At 38.5% G+C, this 22,482-nt stretch carries 20 protein-coding genes, 1 pseudogene and 1 riboswitch; of the genes and pseudogenes, 14 read left to right on the top strand and 7 right to left on the bottom strand.

Features of this window, described 5'->3' with window-relative positions:
• The first annotated feature begins 92 nt into the window (after positions 1-92).
• Positions 93-1,484, top strand: a complete 1,392-nt coding sequence (fumC, locus tag EHQ16_RS12830) for a class II fumarate hydratase (protein ID WP_135633981.1) — start codon at positions 93-95, stop codon at positions 1,482-1,484.
• A 117-nt stretch (positions 1,485-1,601) separates the two neighbouring features.
• A riboswitch (cyclic di-AMP (ydaO/yuaA leader) is annotated at positions 1,602-1,725 on the top strand.
• Between the two features lie 39 nt (positions 1,726-1,764).
• Positions 1,765-3,807, top strand: a complete 2,043-nt coding sequence (locus tag EHQ16_RS12825; protein WP_135633984.1) for a cation:proton antiporter — start codon at positions 1,765-1,767, stop codon at positions 3,805-3,807.
• Positions 3,808-3,911: 104 nt separating this feature from the next.
• Here the strand turns inward: EHQ16_RS12825 and EHQ16_RS12820 are convergent, their stop codons facing one another.
• Together EHQ16_RS12820 and EHQ16_RS12815 are read right to left on the bottom strand one after the other, a co-directional pair.
• Positions 3,912-4,286 carry an SRPBCC domain-containing protein gene (locus EHQ16_RS12820; protein ID WP_244242074.1) on the bottom strand — a complete coding sequence of 125 codons (375 nt, stop codon included), beginning with the start codon at positions 4,284-4,286 and terminating at the stop codon, positions 3,912-3,914.
• A 127-nt stretch (positions 4,287-4,413) separates the two neighbouring features.
• Positions 4,414-6,027: a fumarate hydratase gene (locus EHQ16_RS12815; RefSeq protein ID WP_135633988.1), complete on the bottom strand. Its 1,614-nt coding sequence runs from the start codon at positions 6,025-6,027 to the stop codon at positions 4,414-4,416.
• A gap of 151 nt (positions 6,028-6,178) precedes the next feature.
• Here EHQ16_RS12815 and EHQ16_RS12810 point away from each other — a divergent pair, with 151 nt between their 5' ends.
• Both EHQ16_RS12810 and EHQ16_RS12805 read left to right on the top strand, forming a co-directional pair.
• Complete coding sequence (locus tag EHQ16_RS12810; RefSeq protein WP_135633990.1) at positions 6,179-7,147, top strand: LA_2444/LA_4059 family outer membrane protein; 969 nt, start codon at positions 6,179-6,181, stop codon at positions 7,145-7,147.
• A 99-nt stretch (positions 7,148-7,246) separates the two neighbouring features.
• Entirely contained in the window at positions 7,247-7,681 is a 435-nt protein-coding gene (locus EHQ16_RS12805; RefSeq protein WP_135633992.1) for an SRPBCC family protein, read from the top strand.
• Between the two features lie 35 nt (positions 7,682-7,716).
• Here EHQ16_RS12805 and EHQ16_RS12800 read toward each other — a convergent pair whose 3' ends face one another.
• Positions 7,717-8,736: an alpha/beta hydrolase gene (locus EHQ16_RS12800; RefSeq protein ID WP_135633994.1), complete on the bottom strand. Its 1,020-nt coding sequence runs from the start codon at positions 8,734-8,736 to the stop codon at positions 7,717-7,719.
• Between the two features lie 103 nt (positions 8,737-8,839).
• A complete protein-coding gene (locus tag EHQ16_RS12795; protein WP_135633996.1) occupies positions 8,840-9,307 on the bottom strand; it encodes a DUF1801 domain-containing protein in 468 nt (155 codons plus the stop codon).
• A 324-nt stretch (positions 9,308-9,631) separates the two neighbouring features.
• Here EHQ16_RS12795 and EHQ16_RS12790 point away from each other — a divergent pair, with 324 nt between their 5' ends.
• Together EHQ16_RS12790 and EHQ16_RS12785 are read left to right on the top strand one after the other, a co-directional pair.
• Entirely contained in the window at positions 9,632-10,210 is a 579-nt protein-coding gene (locus EHQ16_RS12790; protein ID WP_244242073.1) for a hypothetical protein, read from the top strand.
• 182 nt (positions 10,211-10,392) lie between these two features.
• On the top strand, positions 10,393-11,991 hold the full coding sequence (locus EHQ16_RS12785) for a 7TM diverse intracellular signaling domain-containing protein (protein ID WP_244242072.1): 1,599 nt from the start codon (positions 10,393-10,395) through the stop codon (positions 11,989-11,991).
• Here the strand turns inward: EHQ16_RS12785 and EHQ16_RS12780 are convergent.
• Positions 11,973-12,312, bottom strand: a pseudogene (locus EHQ16_RS12780) (LIC10707 family hydrolase); the annotation flags it as partial. The gene EHQ16_RS12785 and the pseudogene EHQ16_RS12780 sit on opposite strands and share 19 nt — an antisense overlap.
• Positions 12,313-12,472: 160 nt before the next feature.
• Positions 12,473-13,042 (bottom strand): OmpA family outer membrane lipoprotein Loa22, encoded by a 570-nt coding sequence (loa22, locus tag EHQ16_RS12775; RefSeq protein WP_208742301.1) that lies wholly within the window; start codon positions 13,040-13,042, stop codon positions 12,473-12,475.
• Between the two features lie 56 nt (positions 13,043-13,098).
• Here loa22 and EHQ16_RS12770 point away from each other — a divergent pair, with 56 nt between their 5' ends.
• The 4 genes from EHQ16_RS12770 (at position 13,099) to EHQ16_RS12755 (ending at position 16,851) form a co-directional block, all read left to right on the top strand.
• Positions 13,099-14,037: an RluA family pseudouridine synthase gene (locus EHQ16_RS12770; protein WP_135634000.1), complete on the top strand. Its 939-nt coding sequence runs from the start codon at positions 13,099-13,101 to the stop codon at positions 14,035-14,037.
• On the top strand, positions 14,034-15,467 hold the full coding sequence (locus EHQ16_RS12765) for a hypothetical protein (protein ID WP_135634002.1): 1,434 nt from the start codon (positions 14,034-14,036) through the stop codon (positions 15,465-15,467). Before EHQ16_RS12770 ends, EHQ16_RS12765 begins: the two co-directional genes overlap by 4 nt.
• A gap of 77 nt (positions 15,468-15,544) precedes the next feature.
• Positions 15,545-16,282, top strand: coding sequence for a TerC family protein (locus EHQ16_RS12760; RefSeq protein WP_208742300.1), 738 nt, complete (start codon positions 15,545-15,547; stop codon positions 16,280-16,282).
• Positions 16,282-16,851: a DUF1569 domain-containing protein gene (locus tag EHQ16_RS12755; RefSeq protein ID WP_135634006.1), complete on the top strand. Its 570-nt coding sequence runs from the start codon at positions 16,282-16,284 to the stop codon at positions 16,849-16,851. Before EHQ16_RS12760 ends, EHQ16_RS12755 begins: the two co-directional genes overlap by 1 nt.
• Here the strand turns inward: EHQ16_RS12755 and EHQ16_RS12750 are convergent.
• Positions 16,843-19,281 (bottom strand): hybrid sensor histidine kinase/response regulator, encoded by a 2,439-nt coding sequence (locus EHQ16_RS12750; RefSeq protein WP_167482661.1) that lies wholly within the window; start codon positions 19,279-19,281, stop codon positions 16,843-16,845. The two genes, EHQ16_RS12755 and EHQ16_RS12750, sit on opposite strands and share 9 nt — an antisense overlap.
• Before the next feature lie 6 nt (positions 19,282-19,287).
• On the opposite strand from EHQ16_RS12750, the gene EHQ16_RS12745 reads away from it, so the two are divergent.
• From EHQ16_RS12745 to EHQ16_RS12730, 4 genes are read left to right on the top strand one after another with little or no spacing between them, the layout of a single operon-like run.
• The gene (locus tag EHQ16_RS12745) at positions 19,288-19,884 is read left to right on the top strand and encodes a response regulator transcription factor (protein ID WP_135601448.1); all 597 of its coding nucleotides are present in this window, start codon (positions 19,288-19,290) and stop codon (positions 19,882-19,884) included.
• Between the two features lie 45 nt (positions 19,885-19,929).
• Complete coding sequence (locus tag EHQ16_RS12740) at positions 19,930-20,442, top strand: SixA phosphatase family protein (protein ID WP_135634008.1); 513 nt, start codon at positions 19,930-19,932, stop codon at positions 20,440-20,442.
• Positions 20,439-20,960 carry a hypoxanthine phosphoribosyltransferase gene (gene hpt, locus EHQ16_RS12735; protein WP_135634010.1) on the top strand — a complete coding sequence of 174 codons (522 nt, stop codon included), beginning with the start codon at positions 20,439-20,441 and terminating at the stop codon, positions 20,958-20,960. The genes EHQ16_RS12740 and hpt overlap by 4 nt, the downstream gene beginning before the upstream one ends.
• A gap of 4 nt (positions 20,961-20,964) precedes the next feature.
• On the top strand, positions 20,965-22,467 hold the full coding sequence (locus EHQ16_RS12730) for an NHL repeat-containing protein (protein WP_244242071.1): 1,503 nt from the start codon (positions 20,965-20,967) through the stop codon (positions 22,465-22,467).
• Positions 22,468-22,482 lie beyond the last annotated feature (15 nt).

Below are 22,482 nucleotides of genomic sequence, written 5' to 3'. Positions count from 1 at the left end.
TTTCTCTTTCATACCTTTTTATTTTTCGATTCTCCAAACAAACTCTGTCTACATAATGAATAGAATGTATCTCTATTGATTCGCGAGGGAATATGAAAACAAGAATCGAAACCGACTCTATGGGTGAAATTGAAGTAGAAAACTCTCGTTATTGGGGTGCACAAACCGAACGTTCCCTCCACCACTTCCATATTGGTAATGATAAATTTCCCAGAGAAATGATTCGGGCTCTCGGGATTTTAAAAAAGTGCGCAGCCATCACAAATCATGGACTCGGAATTTTACCCAAAGAAAAAACAGAACTCATCATCAAGGCATCGGAAGAAGTGATCTCAGGTACTTTGGATCACCACTTCCCTCTTGTCATTTGGCAAACAGGATCGGGAACACAAACCAATATGAATGTGAACGAAGTCATATCGAATCGTGCCATTGAAATGACAGGCGGAACTATGGGTTCCAAAAATCCCATCCATCCCAATGACGATGTCAACAAAGCACAAAGTTCAAACGATACCTTTCCTACAGCCATGCACATTGCTTGTGCCGAACAATTAGTTCACAAACTCATTCCCGCCTTACAATCGCTTCATGATACCTTAGATCAAAAATCGAAAGAGTTTACAAACATCATCAAAATCGGAAGAACCCATTTACAAGACGCCACTCCTCTCACATTAGGGCAAGAGTTTTCGGGTTATGTACAACAACTCTCGTATTCCATAGACAGAGTCAAACGGGTCTTACCTTCTGTTTACCGATTGGCACTTGGCGGAACAGCTGTGGGAACAGGACTCAATACCCATCCTGAGTTTGCAGCGGGAGCTGCCGCTGCGATTGCTAAAGAAACAGGACTTCCTTTTATCACCGCAGAAAACAAGTTTGAGGCACTCGCCGCACATGATTCGTTAGTCGAAGTCAGTGGAGTTTTGAAAACCATTGCCTCTTCTCTGATGAAGATCGCAAACGATATCAGGTGGTTGGCCTCTGGCCCACGCGCAGGGATTGGAGAAATTTCCATTCCCGAAAACGAACCCGGCTCTTCCATTATGCCAGGAAAAGTTAATCCCACACAATCGGAAGCCATGACGATGGTTGCCGCACAGGTCATTGGAAATGATGTTGCCGTGAATGTAGGAGGATCTTCCGGTAATTTTGAACTGAATGTATTCAAACCACTGATTATATTTAATGTTCTCAATTCCATACGTCTGTTAGCGGATGCAACCGTATCTTTTGAAGAACATTGCGCACGAGGAATAGAACCAAACCTTGAAACCATCGATCAGAACTTAAACCGGTCACTGATGCTTGTGACTGCACTCAATCCACATATTGGATATGACAAAGCGGCCAAAATTGCGAAAACCGCTCATAAAGAAAACTCTACCCTAAAAGAAGCAGGAATCAAATTAGGAATCCTCACGGCTGAGCAGTTTGACGAATGGGTGAAACCGGAAGAGATGATCTCACCTCAAGAGTAGTTTTTCCTTTTAAAGATCAAACAAAACCGTAAATTAGTATATCATAATATACCGACTTATAAAATGCAATACATATCTTTCTTAATAAAGTGATTGACTTTTTTATCCCATTCTTTTTATTTGCCCTTGTCTAGCTCTTATAGAGACGGGGGAACCAAATTTTGGGGCGTACTGCAATTGCAGAGGATATCTCTCAATCCTAGCCCGACAGCTAACCTCGGCGACTTTGAGGGAAGGTAAATCACCTTCCGCAAACTATTTTTTGTAAGGAAGGAAGTTTATGAAGTCCTCACTATTCTACGCCCTAGCGGTAGCTGTTTTTTTCAGCGCACTCGCTTTTGTTTTTTACCTCGGTCAGTTGTATTTCCCACTCAATCATGGTTTAAATCCTTTGAGTTTGGAATTAAACTTCTCTTCTTTTTTAGTCGGCTTTGTTGCGCATTTAAAATCTCCCTTTGGGCGATTGCTTCTGCAAATTCTACTAATCCTTGTTACATGCAAAATCTTTTCGTTTTTGTTTTCGTTAATTAGAATTCCCAGCGTGATCGGAGAAATCACTGGTGGTTTGGTACTAGGGCCTTCACTACTTGGTATGTTGGCACCAGAATTTTCAGAAATGATATTCCCCGCCTCTTCCATGGGTTCATTAAAATTACTTAGCCAAGTGGGTTTGATTTTTTTCATGTTTCTCATCGGATTAGAGACCGACTGGAAAAATTTACATGGAAGTTTACATACCGCTGTTGTCATCAGCCATGTATCGATCATGTTTCCCTTTTTACTCGGCGTGATTTCTTCTTTATTTTTATTTGAAACACTAGCACCAGAAAAAGTTTCATTTTTATCCTTCAGTCTTTTTTTGGGTATCTCCATGTCGATCACAGCTTTCCCTGTGTTAGCACGGATCATTCAGGAAAAAAAATTAAATACGGAGAGATCGGGAGTTCTCGCCATCACATGTGCCGCAGCGGATGATGTCACGGCATGGTTGATTTTGGCTTTGATTTTAGGGCTCACTTCTTCGGATTCCATGTCCGGAGTTTTACTTTGTTTTTTGGGAGTGGTTCTCTTTCTTTATTTGGCATTCAAATATGTAAGAACAAGGTTTGCGAGTAGTCTTTCGAAATTAGAGAATATCGATTTTTTACCAAATTACATTGTATTTTTTCTTTTTATTTGGCTCACCTTTTCATCCTTATTTACTGAATCAATGGGGATCCACTCATTGTTTGGAGCGTTTATCGCTGGTTCTACGATCCCAGCAAATCATAAAATTAGAAAAATCATCATTAACAAATTCCAAGATGTAAGTGTAATCTTTCTTCTACCTTTATTTTTTGCATACTCTGGTTTAAAAACTCAAATTGGTCTTTTATCAGATCCAAATTTATTTTTGATTTGTTTATTGATTCTGTTTGTAGCAATTTTCGGTAAGTTAGGTGGCAGTACCATTTCCGCCAGGTTTTTGGGTGAGTCCTGGAAAGATTCTCTAATCATAGGAATCCTCATGAATACTCGAGGACTTATGGAACTCATAGTTTTAAACATTGGATTAGAAATGGGAATCATCGGGCCAGAATTATTCACCATTATGGTGATTATGGCTTTGGTTACAACGGCAATGAGTGGCCCGGCCATCAACCTTGTGCAAAAACTTTTCAAAAAGAAAAGTAGTCCTGATATTGTCCCTGTTTTGGAAAACTCAGGTCAAAGTGTTCATCCCAAAATTTTGATCGCCTTTGCCAGACCCAAAACAGGCATTGATTTGGTAAAACTTTGTTATAAAATTTTTCCAAACGCAAATTTCAGAACTTTTCATGTAAATCAAAACTATAATTTTGATATTGAACAATCTCAGTATGAAATGTCCATACTCTTCGAAAATATTAGATTTATTTCTGCAAATGAAGGAATCCCTGTGGACTTTCAATTTTCCTCATCCGAAAATTTTGAAACAGCCCTATGGGAACAGTTAGATGAATACAAACCAGATCTTTTGATATTAGGATCACCTAACGTAGAGTCATGGAAAGAAATTAACAAAGGCCCAATTAAAAAAATTATCAAATCTTCAAATTGTTCGGTGGCAGTATTCGTAAACAAAGGACTAGAATCATTAAACAAAATTTTTATGGAATCCGATTCAGAAGTGGCAGTTTCCATCATCAACAGCTTGGGAGGAGATCCAAGTTTATTCAAACAATGGCAGGATGGGGATCATTTTGATCCAAACCATCACGTATTTGTTAGAGATTGGAACACAGAGAAAGACTTCGAATTTCTGAAAAAGAACTATTTGATTTTGGGTAAAAAACGAAGTTAAACGTTTTCAATTTTAATCCATTTCCTTTGGTTTTTCTCAAATGAAATGTGAAATCTAAAATGATTCGTTCCAAGGGAAGTATTCCTTTCCTTGGTTCGATTCTCTTAAACTAAAGTTTTGATCGCATTCCGAATCTTATCCCAATAGTTTTGGCGCCAACCTTCTTCTATATCAGGGATAAGTTCCTTCGGAACACCACGATGCGTGAGTACAACCTCAGTTCCACCTTCAGAAGTTTCTTTGAAGGTGAAGGATGCCATCGAAAAAATTCCTTCGGGAAAATCGGATCTTCTCCAAGCTTGGACAATTCGTTTTGAAGGAGCAAGATCGACGATGATTCCGGAAACTTTTCCAGACATAGTGGAAAACGTACCACCGATATGTTTGCTGATTGTGGCCGCTTCCCCAGTGAGTGAAGTGACCTTCTTCGAATCAGCAATGCATTGGTAAATTGTCATAGGTGAGGCTTTAAATTTCACTTTCTGTTTAATTGTTTTACACATCTCAATTTGCCTTACCTTGTACGGTTTCAAAATTTTTTTACCGTACACTTAGTACGGTTTTCGAATTTTTGATCCAACGAAAACTGTGAATTTAAATATAAACTTAATTCAACATTTGGAAAAAATCATTTCCTTTATCATCCACCACGATAAAGGCAGGAAAGTTTTCCACGTCTATCGACCAAACGGCTTCCATACCTAACTCTGGAAAGTCGAGGACTTCTACCTTTTTGATATTTTCTTTCGCAAGAAGGGCGGCAGGTCCTCCGATGGATCCAAGATAAAACCCACCGTTCTTTTTGCAACTATCGGTAACCACTTTAGAACGGTTCCCTTTGGCAAGAGAAATCATGGAATAACCTTTTTCTTGGAAAAGAGGGACGTAACTATCCATACGACCTGCAGTCGTTGGACCAAAAGAACCCGAAGGCATTCCTTCAGGAGTTTTGGCAGGGCCTGCATAATACACTGGATGGTTTTTAAAATAGTCAGGAAGAGGTTCGCCCTTATCTAATTTTTCTTTTAACTTAGCATGAGCAATGTCACGAGCCACAACGAGACGGCCCGACAACATAACACGTGTTTTTACAGGATACTTGGTGAGGACTTTTAAAATCTCAGGCATTGGTTGGTTGAGATTGATATGTACAGACTCAGTATTTGAATCCACTTCATCAATGGTTGGCAAAAACTTAGAAGGATCATATTCTAGTTTTTCTAGATAGATTCCGTCTTTTGTAATTTTTGCTTTGATGTTACGATCGGCACTACAGCTCACACCAAGTCCCACTGGGCAAGAAGCACCATGACGTGGGAGGCGGATGACTTTAAAATCATGAGCCAAATACTTGCCACCAAACTGAGCTCCGATTCCCGATTTTTGAGCCGCAAGTAACATCTTTTCTTCGAGTTCCACATCCCGGAAAGCAGAACCAAACTTGTCACCTTTCGTTGGCAAATGATCCAAATAACCAGCTGACGCTAGTTTTACGGTCTTAAGATTGGCTTCTGCAGAAGTCCCTCCAATCACAACAGCGATATGGTAAGGAGGACAAGCCGCTGTTCCTAAGTTGGATACTTTTTCAGTTATGAATTTTTCGAGAGAAGCCGGATTGAGAAGTGCTTTTGTTTCTTGGAAAAGATAGGTTTTGTTAGCCGACCCGCCTCCTTTTGCCAAAAATAAAAAACTGTATTTGTCACCAGGAGTGGAGTAAATATCAATCTGAGCAGGTAAATTGGAACCAGAGTTGACCTCGTCATACATTGTGAGAGGAACCACTTGTGAATAACGTAAGTTTCGATTGACATAGGTATTATAAATTCCACGGGAAAGTGCCTCTGCATCATCGCCACCGGTGATCACATACTCGCCTTTTTTTGCCATCACAATCCCTGTTCCTGTATCTTGGCAGGAGGGAAGTTGTTTGTCTGCAGCAATTACCGCATTTTTGAGTAAGGCCATTGCCACAAAACGATCATTTGGTGTTGCTTCAGGATCATCTAAAATTTTACGAACTTTTGTAAGATGTGCAGTTCTTAAATAAAAGGATACATCTTCCATTGCCTTTTCAGCCAGGAAGGTAAGTCCTTCCGGTTCCACCTTTAGAATTTCTTTATCACCAAAGGGAACTGTACTCACATAATCTTTTGTGAGTAATTTGTATTCGGTGGTGTCCCCGTTTAAAGGAAAAGGATCGGCGTAAAAAAACTCTGGCATGGTAACCTCTATTTATAACTTCTAATTTCGAGGGATTCCTCCTTTCGTAAATGAATTTTTGCAGGGACTGTTGGAAACACCCAGAAGATTACAAATATCCAAATGGAAAAAATCGTTTCCATTTTCTAAAATCAGTCTATAACAAAGGAAAATGAAACAGAACCTAATCTACATATTCCTTGTTTCTGTCTCTTCCATGGTTTTTGCTGAGGGTGAAGGTCGGGAAACAGAAAGGCCCGTACCAGAAGGAAACAGTAAAAAATCGGAATGGAGTTTGCTCTTAAAAAGACAAACCTACCAATACCTACCGTATGAATACAGTTCTCTCACTGATAAAAACGAATCCATTGTCCCCACACGTTCCAGTTCGGCTCTGAAGGAAAATGGAAAGGTTCTCATTCCTTTTCTATTCAGTTATGAAAACTTAGAAAAGGGATTCAAACTGGAACTCTCTTATTTCGAAATTGAAATCGTAAATGCAAACACCTTACTTTACCAACAATCAGCCCAAGGAGGGAACCTCTCTCGGTTTTATCTTTCGCCGATGGCAAGGTCTGAGTTTGAACTGAACCTTTACAAAACCTTTACGCCTACTAAAGATTTGAAACTGAATCTGGGAGGTGGGGTTCGAAATATCAACCGATATCTTTATGGAAATTATTTAGGCCAAGGAACCTTTAAAGAATACTTTTTCACCTACGGTCCACAAGTCTCAGTTCAAAGTATCTACCAACTTCCCTATGATTTTGCAATTCGCCTAACAATGGATGTATTCTACACACAAGGCACTCGATTTTTCAAACAACCAAACCTAATGGAAGACCGGTTCCAATATTCTTTATCCACCGCCGGAACAGGAGGAATCTTTCGAGGTTATGAATTGGATGGTTCTCTCTCCTATTCCTTTCATCCTAATATGAAATTCTTTGTGGGTTACAATCTGATTGTTTCTAAATTCTCTTATTTAAACTACAACGAAATCCAACTCAGTCGCAGTACAGAAAACTTAGGATCACAAAATCCTTCCCTCACTGGCAATTGGGAATGGAACCTCCCAAAAAAATCAGAAAACTTTGATACCCTTCGAGGAATTTATTTGGGTGTGATGGTGAGTTTTTAGAGATCCGTATCATTCAATTACACGTTACCATCAAAAGTAAATGGAACTAGTGGTTCCCTACTTGACTTAAGAGAGGAAGGGATATATCATCTGGGAACTATGAAATACACGGTTTCCATCGATATCAATAAACCACTAGACTTTGTGATCCAAACATTTGATGACCCAGAGAGTTTGAAACGATGGATGACAGGATTAGTATCATTTGAACCTATCTCTGGAACCCCCGGCCAACCGGGTGCCAAATCCAAACTGACTTTCAACCACAATGGCCGAAAAATGGAAATGGAAGAAACCATTACCGTTCGAAATTTACCGAAAGAATTTTCTGGTACTTACGAAATCAGTGGGATTTGGAATTTAGTACAAAACCAATTTGAAGCGGTCTCTCCCAATCTAACCCGTTATACTTCTGTCCAAGAGTTTCGCCTGAAAGCTCCGATGAAATGGTTTTCTTTCTTATTACAACCCATGTTTCGAAAACAATCCCTCCAACATTTACAAAGTTTCAAACAGTTTACTGAATCTCTTTGATCGATTTGTTTTTATGAAATAAATTGTTTTCTATTTTAATCTTTTTTCGATCTTAACTGACCAACAAAATTTGTGATGGATTCCTTTAATTCAGAGACCCCTGGTTCTTCGTAAGGGAAATGTCCTGCTCCTGTGAGTTCTACATATTCTTTTTTAGATGGGATTCGATCAAAAAAAGATTTGCTCAATTCTTTTGGGGTCCACGGGTCAATGTTTGGATGCGCTAGTAGTACGGGACATACTTCAAATTTTTCTGGCTCTAACTTAGGGCTATAGTTCAAAAATGTATTTAAAAACCCCAAACTAACTTTCGAACCACCCGCATAAGGATCTTCAGCAAAGACTTTTGAAAAACTTGGATCGTTCGTAATGTATTGCATTTTGCTAAACCATTTGATGGGAAAATACATTCCATTGGTGACAAAAGAAAAAACAGAATTGATTGGCATTCCCACTCGACTGAAAAACCGGTTAGAGGCGATTGCATCTCGCACTTTTGAATTTCTTGGATCGACAAGCGTTGTTGCGATCAGTCCATCCACCTCACCATTGTAAGCAGCTGTTTGATAAGCAAGCATTCCACCGATACTGAGCCCAAACAAAATCAACTTTTGATTTCTCTGTTTTTCCTTTTGAATGAATTCATTTAATACCAAAACCCAATCCTCATAAGGAACATATCTTTTATCATCAGGAATTTTTGTAAGACCAAAACCTGGTAAGTCGGGAGCCACCCATTCACAACCAAGAGACTCTAATCCAACAGCAATCGTTCCAAGGATCCGTCCGTTTCCTCCACCTCCATGGATGAGAATGATTTTGCAGTCGGCATCTTTTTTTATGTATCGATCCACATGAACTTGGTAATCCATAATGGTGACAAATTCTTCTTTGGGTAGATTGTTCTTTTTAAACCTTAGGTAGTCTGGGAGGAAATGTTGGTATCTATGCCAATGCGAAATTTTACTATAGCTGTCTGGTTTTTCGATAGAGGAAACGCAGGAAAACAAAGTTACCAAAAAAACTAAACTAAATAGTCTAAGTAAGGATTTCATAAATATAATTTTTAAAGATTAAAAAGATATGTCAACTATAGGTTGATCACCATATCTTGAAATACCCAGCGAGCAGAGAGATACAACGAAAAGGTCATCCTACCTAACTCTTTTTAGAAGTTACTTTCTTTGGCAGATTTTTTTCGTAAATCTGAATCCAATCCTTGGGGCCCATCTTCGATACCAGTTCTCCAATCAACTTCCAAGGGATGTCATCTAACTTTTTAAAACGAATACAACTTTTTCCCATATCCAGTTTAGTTTTACAATGTTTGGGATATTCTTTTTGGAACCATTTGAGTAATTGTAAATCGGTATAAATTCCCATATGATAGAGAGCAAGCCCATTCTTTTGAGATGCAATATGGAGAAAGGGAAGCGCAAGCTCCGGAGTGACATGATAACCAGCAGGATAAGTTTTTTTGGGAACAACAAATCCAATCATTTTGTACTGGATGGTTTCCTCAAAACCTTTGGGGAGATTTTTTTTAACGATGTTTCGAAGTTTGATGAAAGATTCTTTTCGATCTTCTGGTAAGGATTGGATGTATTCTTCGGCAGTGTTTGGCATGGTTAAATATTTGTTAATGTTTCTAATGCTATGATAAAGCTGTTTGAGAATTATTAGAGAAAATTTAAAACTGGATCATCTTTCTTTTGCGAAACATAAAGCAAGAGCAAATTCAATCGACCGGATTTATGATTCCGTTCTGATTTCCAAAAAAAATTGAATAAAAAGTGATTCACTTTTTTGAAACCAAGAAATTCAATTTTAATGAAATAAATTGACTACACTTTCCTTTGATCGTTTGTCTTAGTTAGACTCTTTCATCAATTCATTAGCAATTCATAATTGAGGAAAGAATTAAACACCAACAACAGAAAGGAAAAAGAAATGTTCAAAACAATCCAAATCTTAAAAACCCATCCATATCTACTAAATGGTATATGCATCTTATTAGGAATGCAAATTATATTTTCCAATTGCGAAAAAAAGAAAAGTTGCTTTGCCTACATACCCGCAACTACAACCAATAGTCAGACTAACCAAAAAACTAAATCTATTTCTGTTTTACCAATTGGTGAACAGTCGGAATCAGATTGTGAAGAGACAAGTATGTTAACCGCTTTGGTAACTGGAACTTCAACTGCACCTGCGCAAGTCGTATTTTTTAATGAAAGTGGTGCTACTGCAACAAGAGCAGGTCTATATAATGATTCTTCTTGTACACAACCCGCAGTAGAAACGACAAACATTGAAAACGGCACCTATTCTAAATACCTTGATTTTGTGCCCTCCCCCAACACAAACTCGGTTCCTTATTACTATTATGGATATGTGAGAGAAGGAGGCGCGTCAGTTTGTGTAACCCAACCTCGTTCGTTTACTGTTGGTAACGTTCCTTGTGAGATTAGTTTAAGACATACTGGTGGTGGCGGAGCAACTATAGTTCCCCGTAGTAGCTGCGGATAATCAAATCTAGAATGAAGGTTTGAGTTTTTATTAAATTCCAACCTTCTATAGTTCAAATTTTCAATAATGATTCTAATATATCAATATTTCAGTGTATGAAAATTAACTAAGATCATTGTTACTTATTTGATACAGAAAGAATTCGTTTTGACAGCTCTTAACATTTATGGATGATCAGGAGAATGAAAAAGAAATACCTGAGTTCATATTGTATCAGGATTAATAATTTTTTTCTGGTTCTTACTTATATCTGTATTTGTTTTTCATACAATTGTTTACCAATAGAAAACAACATTTCTGAAGACAATTTTCAATTCCAATATTCTATGGGACAAAACCAAGAAATAAAGGACTTAAAATACAGTTCCCATTTAAAATGGACTAACTTAAATTCCCCATTACAATTAGGATTTTACACAGAACCTGTTTATTTTCGGCTCGAATGGAATGGTAATGAAATTCCGGAGGAATTATATTTAGAGAATCAAGTAGCCTACTTTGATTCTATCAAGTTGGTTCAAGATACGGCAAAAGGCCAAATAACTAATTTCGACGGTGATATTTATCCCAAAAGATTATCATTATTTCCAAACCATCCATTCCCAATTTTTCGAATCGATACAAAAGAATTAAAAAATCAAAAAATTCTCTATATAGAAGCTCATACGGTTTCTAATTTTTTGTTTGCACCAAATCTTTGGACTAAAGAAGAAATGATTCAATCGGTTATCCAAACTCGAGATCATTTTATAGTTTTCTTTAGTGTTTTGTTTGTTGTATTTCTCCTAAACTTAAGTATCTTTTTGAGTACGAGAAATACAAGTTTTTTGTATTATTGTTTTTATATATTCTGTTCAGGGATGTATCAAATCAGTTATACAGGTTATGGAAAAATTTATTTCTGGCCAAATTCGATCCAATGGAATGATCATAGTCTAGTATTTTCTGGTTCCATTGCCTTATTTAGTGTCATACTATTTTCAAATCGTTTTTTATTATTACCGAAACGACTACCAATATTAAAAATTCCAATATTTACGTTTTCCGTTCTGATCGTAACCAACGCAATATTAAGTTTACTGATTAAAAACATCATCTGTGATCAGATCATTCATTTTTTAGCAATTTTAGTTTCGTTTACATTGATGGGAGCTGGCATTTTTATTTTTTTACAAAAATACCAAATGGCTAAATATTACATCATTGCTTGGTTTTGTTTGTTATTTGCTATCGTATCATTTAATTTATATGCATTCAATCTATTACCAGATCATTTTATTTTGCGTAATGCCATTCAATATGGTAACTTTTTTGAAATCATATTGTTTCAATTTGCTTTATTCGCAAGGATTAACGAAACAAAAGAAATTCCTATGTTTTCTTTGAATGCTGGAAAACAAAATATTTCAAACCTTCGAATCGCAAATCTAAATCCCGAACAAATTCTAAATGATATCGAATATTCACTGTTAAAAGAAAACTTATATTTAGATGAAGATTTGAATTTACAAAATGTTGCTTCCAAGTTCCAACTGCGACCTGATCAATTATCAGCAATCATCAATCAAACATTAGGAATCAACTTTAACCAATGGATTAATGGTTTTCGGATTGCAAAAGCATGTGAATTAATGAAATCAAATCCAGAAAGAAATATACTAACAGTTGCCTTTGAAGTTGGCTTTAATTCGAAATCAGCATTTAACGAATCCTTCAAACGTATCAAAAGTGTTACACCAACAGACTATCGCAAACAATTGAAAGAAACCGGCTTAAAATAGGAACTTGTATGCCCGAGAGTTGGGCTGTAAGAGATATTTGGAAAATTTCCCATCACCAATATGTTTTTATTCCGACGCGGATTCTTTAATTGGTAAAGGATGGCTTTGGTATTGTACACCACTCGATCCACAACCGATCCAAATTTCCAAGGCATAAAGGTAAGAAGAAGGGCATTGCTCCAAAAATCATTTCCCAAATAACCAGAGCTACGTTAGGTGAAGTTCAAAAATTAATACGACGTTCATATGTTTCACTGCAATCTTTGTCAAAAAAGATAACCATTTTCTTGTTAGTTTCCCACCCCGCGCCAGCGATTGCAGTGGAAATCCGAAGGATTGGAACGAAAAGCGCGGTCGTTACAGCATCCGAATTTTCATTCGCATAACCAATGCGAGGCGCCCAAATATTTAGGCATAAAAAAACCCACCAAAAGGTGGGTTTGATTTAGAGAAAGATCTCTAATTGAGAAAGATTACTTTCTTATTTAGAAACGACTTGGAAAGTCACACGACGGTTGATCGCGTCTTTTTCATCAAAACCAGAAATTGGTTTAGACGAACCGGATGCTTTTGTTACGATTCTGTCAGTAGGAATCCCTTGTTTTACAAGTGCATCCTTTACTGCGTCAGAACGAATTTGTGAATAGTATCCGTTACCTTTTTTAGCACCTTCTGCTTCTTCTGGACCAGATGCGTCTGCGTGACCAGTCACTTCTAAAGCGTATCCTTCAGGAAGTTTTGCAAGAGCGTCTTTGATGTAAGAAACGTTGTCTTTTGCCCAAGTTTTGAAATCTTCTGCTTGGATGTCCGCTTGTTTGTAGCTAAAACCTCTGCGACGAACACCATCTGGATAGCGGTAGTCTTTGAGTGCTACATTGATTTCATCCAAAAGAGCTGCATTGAGATCTCTGGAAGATACAGTGGATGTTGTTCCCGTAGTGGAAGTTGTGTCTTTCGGAGTTTCTTTTTCTTCAGAAGACGAACAATTCGTTAATGAAAGCGAAAGACCTGCGAGGAGGATGAGGCTTAAAAAAAATCCTTTTTTCATCAGTTGACCTACCTTAATGTTTCCATAGTTTAGTTCTTTTCATTAGATAACAACCGAAAATGCAAATATTTGTAACCGTTTCCGAAGATTATGACCAAAGTCGCCTGGATGTCTTTCTAAAAGACAATGCCGGAGACGATCTCAGCCGTTCTACCGTTCAAAAGTGGATTGATTCTGGATTTGTGACAAACAAAACCAAAGAACAACTGGCCACTAAAAACGGATATAAGGTGACTCTTGGTGAAGAGTACGTCGTGAATGTGATCGCAAGGCCACCTTCTAGACTCGAACCCATTCCCATGGACATTCCTGTTCTCTATGATGAGGACGAATTTATGGTTATCCATAAGAAAGCTGGGATTGCTTGTCACAGTGGACCGGGAGATGACCAACCTTCTCTTGTGAATGGTCTCCTCCACCAATTCAAAAACCTATCAGGCACAGGTGGTGAACGTCGTCCAGGAATTGTGCACAGGCTCGACAAACCCACAGAAGGGGTTCTCATCATTGCCAAAACCGATCGTGCCCATGCAGCACTTTCTAAAATGTTCCAAGATAGACTTGTGGATAAAACGTATTACGCCTGGGTTTTACAAGCTCCTGTGGAATCGGAAGGGACTGTCAATCTACCCATTGGTCGCCATCCCGTCGAACGAGTGAAGATGTGTGTAAGGGAAGATGGGCGAATGGCCGTCACCCATTACAAAACTGAAAAAATTGTCCAAACACAAACCGGACGTAAATACAGTTTGATGAAACTGGGTTTGGAAACAGGTCGTACCCACCAAATCCGTGTTCATATGTCAAAAATTGGCTGTCCTGTGGTAGGAGATACTTTGTACTCTCGTTCGGCAAAAGATTATACGCAGTACGGACTGCTACTTTTTGCCAAACGATTGGAATTCCCACATCCCTTCATTGCAGACAAACGAATCTTAGTGGAACTTGATTTTCCAGAAAGGTTCAAAACTTTTGAAAGGAAATGTCCTAGTTATTGAGAAATTTAAAACCGATTTTAATACTTTTGGTTCTATTTGGCACCTTTCATTTGTTTTACGATGCCATTTATGAAAACCATTTGGGTGAAAGAACCAATAGCGATGTGTTTTATCCCTATTTGTTTGCCCGGGATTTTTGGGTGGGAGGATGGACGGGAGTTCGAGGTTGGAATCTTCCTCCTTGTTCCTATCTTTTCCCCGAGATCTTAATTGCTGTATTCACGTATCCAGTTTTAAAGTCTGTGTATTGGTTTCATTTTGCTTTTGGATTTTTGTCCTTTGTGATGCCTTTTTATTTAGCAAAGGCTCTGGGTTTCAAAGAAAAAAAGGCATATTTGTTTTCTTTAGGAATTTTGGCATTGGCTGGGGTTTTGCCAAATAGTCTCGGTCAGTTTTTTTTACCGGCCTTCCATGCCATGATCTTTTTCTTTGCTGCCTACACTCTGTATGAAATCAATCATTGGGATTCTAAAAATCGCATCCAAAGTTTCCGATTTCTCATTTTGATTTCCCTTGTTTGGATTTCTGAATATTGGTATTTTGTGAATGTTGCCCCTTTTCTATTCGTGTATACAATCATCCATTTGCGAAAAAAATCCATTTATCCGATTGGTTTGGTTTTTCTTGGATTTGGTTTGGGTAAGGTTTGGCAACAAGGAATCAGAAAGTTAGGCATTGGAATTTTAACCGCCAAAGAACTTCCCACGATGGAACGAATCCAAACTGCAATTGATTTGGTTTCTAATGATCCTAAACTTTGGATTTCAGGAGTGGTTCGTTCTGTCACCGAACATTCAATCTTTGCTGATTGGTATTACTTATATTTTGTACTTTGTATTTTCTATGTTTTATTTTTATTTCTTCGTTTAGAACTTAAAAAACATTTTTTAGATTTGGTTTTTCTTTTTTTACCTTTTCTTTCGGTGATTGCTTTATTTATTTTCCAAATAGAACCTAACTTTCGCTACTTGTTATTTTTGCCATTTTGTATGATCTTTATCATCGTTCGGTTGGTTCTTATGTTACCACTCGTTCGGCGCATCGCCACCTTAGTTTTGTTTCTCGGGATAGTTTTCTTTTATAATGATAAATACCCCCTTCTCGCCAAAAAGGTCCAGGAAGGAGAAACCAAACGGGCCCACCGAATGGAATGTTTATCTAAGTTTGACCCGAACATTCCGGGAGCGGCCACTTATTGGCCCATCAAATACAGTTATGCCTTTTCCGAAAAAAATTGGACTCTGGTTCCTTTTACCAAAGAAGGGGTCTACTATCCCTGGATTTCCAACCAAACTTGGGACAAGGGCCTAGGGGGAAAACCTTTCGATGAATTTTCTTGGGGGATTACAGATAACAAAGAAAATTTGGATTTGTGGAAGGGAACAAGGCTCGTGGAAGAATGCGCGGGTTGGTATTTTTATAGACGGTAGTTTTATACTTACCTGTCCCCTAACTATAGATTTAGATTGATTCATTTTTCATTTTTTGAACTTTAGGATACGTTATGATTGAAATTCTCTCAGACCCATCGGTATGGCTTGCGCTCTTTACCCTAACTGCTTTGGAAATTGTTTTGGGGATCGATAATATTATCTTTATCTCCATCCTTTCTTCTCGGTTGCCAAAAACAAAACAAAAGTCGGCTCGCCAAATTGGTTTGGTGCTCGCTATGGGGACACGAATTCTTTTGCTATTTTCACTTTCTCTGATTATGAAACTCACGGCTCCGGTTTTTACAATCATCAACCACGCGATCAGCGGCCGAGACATCATTCTGATTTTGGGAGGACTCTTTCTTATCGCCAAGTCCACAACAGAGATCCATCACAAACTAGAAGGAGAATCTGAGTCCGAAGAAGGAACTGGCAAACGTGTTTCCTTTACCAAAGTCATCATCCAAATTATGATTTTAGACATTGTGTTCTCTTTGGATTCAGTCATCACCGCTGTGGGTATGACTGACCAATTAGGTGTGATGATTACGGCGGTAGTTTTGTCTGTGGGCTTTATGTTGTTATCCAGTGGGAGTATTTCCGACTTCGTGGACAGACACCCTACAATTAAAATTTTAGCCCTTAGTTTTTTAATTTTGATTGGTGTGGCACTTCTTGGGGAAGGTTTGGAATTACATATCCCTAAAGGTTATATTTACTTTGCTATGTGTTTTTCTGTGATCGTTGAATTCCTAAATATGAAACTCCGCTCCAAACCGGAAAAACCCATCAACTTAAAAGGAAAGTTCTAATGAAACGTAAAGAGTTCTTAAAAAAAACAGCCTTGTCTTATACCATCCTCCAAATCCCACTTCGAGCGGAGGGGACAACGGAGGGAAATACAAAAGAAGATCCCTCCAAAGAATCCCCTTGGGCTGAAGCTGATGATCTTGCTGACCTTCGTGAATTGTTTGTCAGTTTACAATCCGATCCCGAAGGGATCAAACTTTCGGGGAATTGGAGTGTTGGAAAGGTATTTGCCCACTGTGCCCAAAGCATTGAATATTCTCTCAAAGGATATCCAGAAATGAAGTCCGCTATCTTTCGTGGTTCCATTGGGAAGGTAGCCTTTTCTATTTTTGCATTCAAAAACAAAATGAATCACGGACTAGAAGAACCCATCCCTGGGGCAGAAGACATTTCCAATGCCACAGAAGTCAAAGCCGGAATCATAAGACTCATCCAAGCCATTGATGATTTTTCCAAAACAAAAGAATCGTCCTTAAGACCTCATTTTGCTTATGGAGAACTCACCAAAGAAGAATATGATGTGGCACATAGCCTTCATATCAAAAATCACATGGAACGAGTGTTAGGGTAAAATAAATTCTATTTGTTGGCAGAGATCCTCTGCCTTATACATTTTCGAAAGATAAGCAGAAACAATAGATTCCAATCCCTCTTCTTCTAAAAATTTATCACCACCAGAAAGAGGGGCGTCCGAACTAATCAAAATGATAGGAATTTTTTGGTCTTTGTGGCGGCGGCCTTCCCATTCATGAATTAAGGATATTCCATTCATCCCAGGCATTTGTAAATCGGTGATGAGTAGAGATGGTGTGATCCGAGAGAGATGTGATAAAGCCTCTTCCCCGTTTCCTGCTTCGATCACAATCCATTGATTTCTTCGCATAACCTCCGCTAAGTCTGACCTAAAGTTTCCAGAGTCGTCCACAAGAAGGACAGACTTGGTACTCTTAGATAAAGAAATTTCAAAAGAAGAACCCACTCCGAGTACTGACTTGATACGAAGTTTTCCGAAATGGGCTTCGAGGATATTCATACAAAGTTGTAAACCGAGCCCGGTTCCCCTCTCCCCTGCTGTTCCTGGAAGACTTTTGATATTTTCTTCACCGGTGAGTTTGTGGATTTGTTCTTCGCTCATCCCAAGTCCGCGGTCACGAATTTCGACGGAAAGCCATTTCCCTTTGTAAGAAATACCGACCCAAACTTCAGAATTAAGATAAGAATACTTAATGGAATTGGTTAAGATATTTTTAAAAACTTCACCAATCAAAGTTCTGTCGGCTATGATTTCTGCTTGGATAGGAGTTTCTTTCTGAATTCGAATCCCTTTGAGAGTAGCGAGTGGTTCCACAGATTCAATGATTTCGTTCAGTAGTTCGTTCACACAAAATCGAGTTTGGATGAGTTTTGTCCCAATGGCATCAAACCGACTGACATCCAGAAGTTGTTCCAACATACGAAGGGACTGGGTGACTCCCGTTTTACAAATTTCTAAGAATTTCTTTTTTTCTTCTTCGCTAGATTCACTAAAACTAAAATCGATTACATCTAAGATTTGATTCACACTATTCAGCGGCGAACGTAAGTCATGCGAAATGAGAGAAACAAAGTTTGCTTTCCAACGGTTTGCCTTTTCCAATTCCAAAGTACGTGCTTTGACTTTTTTCTCGAGGGCTTCTTTTCTTTTGTACAATTCTTTTGATAAAGATTCGGATCTTTTGTAAACACGTACAAGTCCAAAAGTCACACCGAGTGTCTGTGGAAAAATAAACAAATACAGGGAAACAAGACCCATCGGCCTATACCCAAAATTAGGATTGGTGATCAAAAATAAATCGATGAGTCCACCGATGATTGCCAAAATTAAACTAAAGAAGTACAATCGACTTTCTTTTCTTTGGAAGTACAAAGCAACGGACACTGAGATCAAACCTAAAAATACAAATACAGCGGATGCCGATTCGAAATAAAAAGAAATCTCTGCTAAATGGGATACAGGAGTCAAAACGGCTACTCCAAAAAATACCAAAGCATAAAGTTTCAAAAAACTGATCATACGCCTGAAAAAACGCATTTGCGTTAAATTCAGAAGAATGTATGCTCCAAAATACATAATCAAAATAATACCAAGGCGAGAGAGTCGAAACAAAGGAACACAGTATTCATCGGGAAAAAGGTTAAATAGAATTTTTGTTTCGATGAGTGTGGATGCTAAAATCAAAATTCCCAAATAAACAAAGGCCATTCGGAGCGCATTTCGTTCGGAACGATTGATAAAATAAACTAACGCATGATATATGGCAAGGAGTGCCATAAAAATCATAAGAATCCATGTCACTGTATAATTTACATTCCAGATACGAATGATATTTTGTAACTTTCCAAAACGAATGATTCCATGAATGCCTGCATACTTATGAGAGAAATTGGAAACATGAACGACCAAATCTAATTTTTTAGTGATTCCCTTTAAAGGAACAATTTTGATTTGGAAAGAAGGAATATGATCTTTTGCTGATTTTGCAATGTTTCCATTCTCAGCAATCAGTTCCCCATTCAAATACATCTTATAGGCGCTATGTAAAACGGGAACTAGAAGTGCATAAGGTTCTTTATCCGAAGTATTGTCTTCTTCTGGAAGAAGAACTGTTAGGCGATACGTTGTAAATCCAAAACTAGGGTAATCCTCTCCATCTTCGTTCTCCTGAGAAAACCAAGGAACTCCTACTTTTAGATAAGATTTACGTTCGGGAGATTCGGCCTTAGGATCTAAAAACTCGTTCCAATAAAATTCCCATTTCCCAGTAAGGTTTATAGTTTCCCCTGAAAAGTTGGCAGTGCGAGCATCGAGAACACCATCTTTTGCCAGTAAGGTTGGATAAGCATCAAACCGGCAGGAGGTGGTGCCCAAAATGATGAAGAGCAAAATTAAGGGATAACTACAAAAAATAAGTAAGTCCCAGAAAGATTTTTGGATGGATGAGAAGAATGCGCTGAGAATCATGAGGCTGTGGAATCCGTTAAAATTGCCATCTTAGAAGATCATTCCGTTGTCACAGAAGGAATCATATCTATCCTGAAATCCAATCCTTTCTTTTCTCTTGCCGGAGAATTTCGAACTGCTGCTGATTTGTTTCATTTTTTAGAATCTAATCCCATCCATGTTTTGGTTCTGGACATCGACTTACCGGATCGGAATGGCATCGATGTTTTGCGTGAAATTAAAGAAAAACACCAACCCACAAAAGTCATCATCTTTTCTTTGCATGGAAGCCGAGTCTATGTAGAAGATGCCCTCAAAGCCAAGGCCGATGGGTATATGTTAAAATCAGATCCTATCTCTAAATTGCCAGAAGTCATTGATCTTGTGATGAAAGGTGGCTCATTTGTATCCGATGGAGTGAGTAAAGTCCAACTTCCTTTCTCCGCTTTCCAAATGGAAATCCTGAATTTACTTGTACAAGGTTTGTCTCAAAACGAAGTGGCAGATCGAATTCAAAAATCGAGAAAAACAGTAGAATACCATCTCAACCAAATGCGGACAAAATTCTCCTGTAAAAACAACAACGAACTCATTTCCAAATACGAAAAAGAAATACAAAAATAGTCGTTTCGTGATTTCAAAGTCATTTGTTTCGACTAATCTATCAGTATGAAACAAATCTATTTACTTCGCCATGCCAAATCAGAATGGGATGAACCTTATGATTCTGATTTGGAACGTTCCCTTTCCAAACGAGGAAAGGAACAAGCCAAAGCCTTACGGGAATATCTAAAAGAAAGCCGATTTGAATTTGACCAATGTTTGGTTTCTCCTGCCGAACGAACACTTAAGACATATGCCTCTCTTCGCAAAGAAATCCTTCGTTTTCCCAAACCGGATTTAAGGGAAGCCATCTACGATGCAGACAAGGAAGACCTTTTGTTTTTACTCCATGGCCTTTCACCTTCCGTACGTTCTGTTTGTCTTGTGGGACACAATCCTGGGTTAGAGGAGCTTGGATCTGCCTTACTTTTTGGAGAATCCTCTCACACAAAATTTCAGAAATTTCCCACGGCCTCATTTCTCGGCTTGAGTTTTTCTAATGAATCGTGGAAAGATCTTAGCTGGGGAAGTTGCCAATTGGCAGTTTTTTGGATCCCTGGACAAATAGGCAAAGAATGAAACCTTTATATTCAGAAGAACGAATCCACCAAAGGGTAGAAGAACTCGCACGTGAGATCTCACGCGATTTCTTAAGTAAGGACTTAGTTGTGATTGGAATCCTCAATGGTGGATTTATATTCACAGCGGATCTTTGCCGTAGCATTGCCATCCCCCATGAGGTCGACTTTATGGCTGCGTCTTCTTATGGAGACACAACCACTTCTGGAAATTTAAAAATCACCAAAGAACTAAAAAAATCTGTAAAAAACAAATCTGTTCTACTTGTGGAAGACATTGTGGATACGGGAAAAACTCTCGAATACTTACTCGAAGAAGTGGGAAAACAAAATCCCAAAGACTTAAAAGTCGCTACTCTCTTCTGGAAAAAATCGAAAGCCAATCCTCATATCCCAGTTGATTATCCAGGATTCATCATCGAGGACGATTTTCTTGTAGGATATGGTTTGGACTACCAAGGTAAGTACCGTAACTTGCCTTATGTGGCAAAATTAGAAGGGATGGATTCAAATTCTTAAATAGATGAATTTACGACTGATTTTTCTTTCCTTGGTTTTATCTCTCACTGGGAACTGCCAAATGGCTTCCTTATCCAATCCTTGTGATAGTAAATCCAAAGATTTTTTTCCACAATTGATAGTTTCAGCCAGTATCGAAGGTAGTTTTTGCCAACTGCAAATTGTCAATACGGGAGATTTTTACAGATACACAGATTTTACATTTTATAAATCCATTCCTATATCCGTATTACCAAGATTAGGTGAAAAAACTGAAGTAACGATACAACCAAATCTTCCCAATGGTTTGTACATAGATCCAAACACTGGTGCCCTTTCTGGAACTCCTGGCTCTCCTCTCGAAAGAAAAAGTTATACGGTTTACCGTAAGAAAGTTGCAGTCAGCCAAATTTCTATCGAAATTCGGGATTTAATAGCAACGAAAGTGTACGGACAATTTGGAAATTTCACCTGTGGTGCAGATACTAATAATGGGAGTTGTGCTGCAGGATCAACGACGGCGAACAATCTATCTGGTCCCAGAGGTATAACCACCGACAATTCTGGTGGAGTTTATATTACGACAGGCAATCGAGTTCTTTACTATCCAACTGGCCAAACAACGGCTACAAGAGTGTATGGACAACATGGGTTGTTTACTTGTGATATTGCCAATGCTCCTTCAAATCTAAGTTGTAGTACACCAATATCTATTGCCGCGACAACACTAAGTACCCCAATAGGAATCTTTTTTGATGCATCAAACCAACTTTTTGTGGCCGATTCAACCAACAAACGAATCTTAGTTTATCAGAATGATAGTACTTCCTCTGTCAGAGCGTTGGGTGTACCGAATTTCACAACAGCAGGAGGAGGACCAACATCCGCATCAGTTTTAGGTACACCCATACACATGAGCCCGGACAGTACTGGGGGATTCTATCTCGCTGATTCCCTTGACAGTCGTGTAATTTACTTCCCTAAAGATGCAAACCTACCTTCAGAAGTGTATGGACAACCGAATTTTGTTAGTAACGGAGCTACACAAACTGCGACTGGCCTAAACTCCAACTACGGTGTTGTTACTGATTCGACAGGTGGAATTTATATTGCAGATACCGGAAGTCATCGAGTTGTTTATTATCCGAAAGGGGCATCGGCTGCCATTAGAGTTTATGGCCAACTTACTTTTACAGCGTTTGCACCTCCTGGTAGCCCGACGACCAATACTTTAAATAATCCCTCTGCAGTTGCTTTGGATCAGAGTGAAAACTTATTTGTAGCAGACCAAATCCACCACCGAGTGTTAGTTTACCCTCGAACGAATCTTACTGCGGGAATGTCAGCCTCTGCCGTTGTTGGTCAATTTGGAAACTTCAATTGTGGTGCAGATAATAATAATGGATCATGCGGAATCGGTATCAATCCAAATGCAGAAAACTTAAAAAGCCCTGTTGCCGTTCATTTTGACAAACAAGGTCGGATGTACATTGCGGATTCTGGAAACAATCGGGTATTGGTTTATTAACCAACGCCGCATGTA

This window comes from Leptospira kanakyensis (assembly GCF_004769235.1).
Taxonomy (GTDB): Bacteria; Spirochaetota; Leptospiria; order Leptospirales; family Leptospiraceae; genus Leptospira_A; species Leptospira_A kanakyensis.
This window is presented reverse-complemented; position numbering and strand designations above follow the sequence as displayed.

Excerpts from the sequence above, each read along its gene's own strand:
- fumC (WP_135633981.1), top strand. The coding sequence starts at position 93 with ATGAAAACAAGAATCGAAACCGACTCTATGGGTGAAATTGAAGTAGAA.
- EHQ16_RS12785 (WP_244242072.1), top strand. The coding sequence starts at position 10,393 with ATGAAAAAGAAATACCTGAGTTCATATTGTATCAGGATTAATAATTTT.
- EHQ16_RS12770 (WP_135634000.1), top strand. The coding sequence starts at position 13,099 with ATGCAAATATTTGTAACCGTTTCCGAAGATTATGACCAAAGTCGCCTG.
- EHQ16_RS12825 (WP_135633984.1), top strand. The coding sequence starts at position 1,765 with ATGAAGTCCTCACTATTCTACGCCCTAGCGGTAGCTGTTTTTTTCAGC.
- EHQ16_RS12750 (WP_167482661.1), bottom strand. The coding sequence starts at position 19,281 with ATGATTCTCAGCGCATTCTTCTCATCCATCCAAAAATCTTTCTGGGAC.
- EHQ16_RS12795 (WP_135633996.1), bottom strand. The coding sequence starts at position 9,307 with ATGCCAAACACTGCCGAAGAATACATCCAATCCTTACCAGAAGATCGA.
- EHQ16_RS12805 (WP_135633992.1), top strand. The coding sequence starts at position 7,247 with ATGAAATACACGGTTTCCATCGATATCAATAAACCACTAGACTTTGTG.
- EHQ16_RS12810 (WP_135633990.1), top strand. The coding sequence starts at position 6,179 with ATGAAACAGAACCTAATCTACATATTCCTTGTTTCTGTCTCTTCCATG.
- EHQ16_RS12790 (WP_244242073.1), top strand. The coding sequence starts at position 9,632 with ATGTTCAAAACAATCCAAATCTTAAAAACCCATCCATATCTACTAAAT.
- EHQ16_RS12740 (WP_135634008.1), top strand. The coding sequence starts at position 19,930 with ATGAAACAAATCTATTTACTTCGCCATGCCAAATCAGAATGGGATGAA.
- EHQ16_RS12730 (WP_244242071.1), top strand. The coding sequence starts at position 20,965 with ATGAATTTACGACTGATTTTTCTTTCCTTGGTTTTATCTCTCACTGGG.
- EHQ16_RS12800 (WP_135633994.1), bottom strand. The coding sequence starts at position 8,736 with ATGAAATCCTTACTTAGACTATTTAGTTTAGTTTTTTTGGTAACTTTG.
- EHQ16_RS12815 (WP_135633988.1), bottom strand. The coding sequence starts at position 6,027 with ATGCCAGAGTTTTTTTACGCCGATCCTTTTCCTTTAAACGGGGACACC.
- hpt (WP_135634010.1), top strand. The coding sequence starts at position 20,439 with ATGAAACCTTTATATTCAGAAGAACGAATCCACCAAAGGGTAGAAGAA.
- EHQ16_RS12755 (WP_135634006.1), top strand. The coding sequence starts at position 16,282 with ATGAAACGTAAAGAGTTCTTAAAAAAAACAGCCTTGTCTTATACCATC.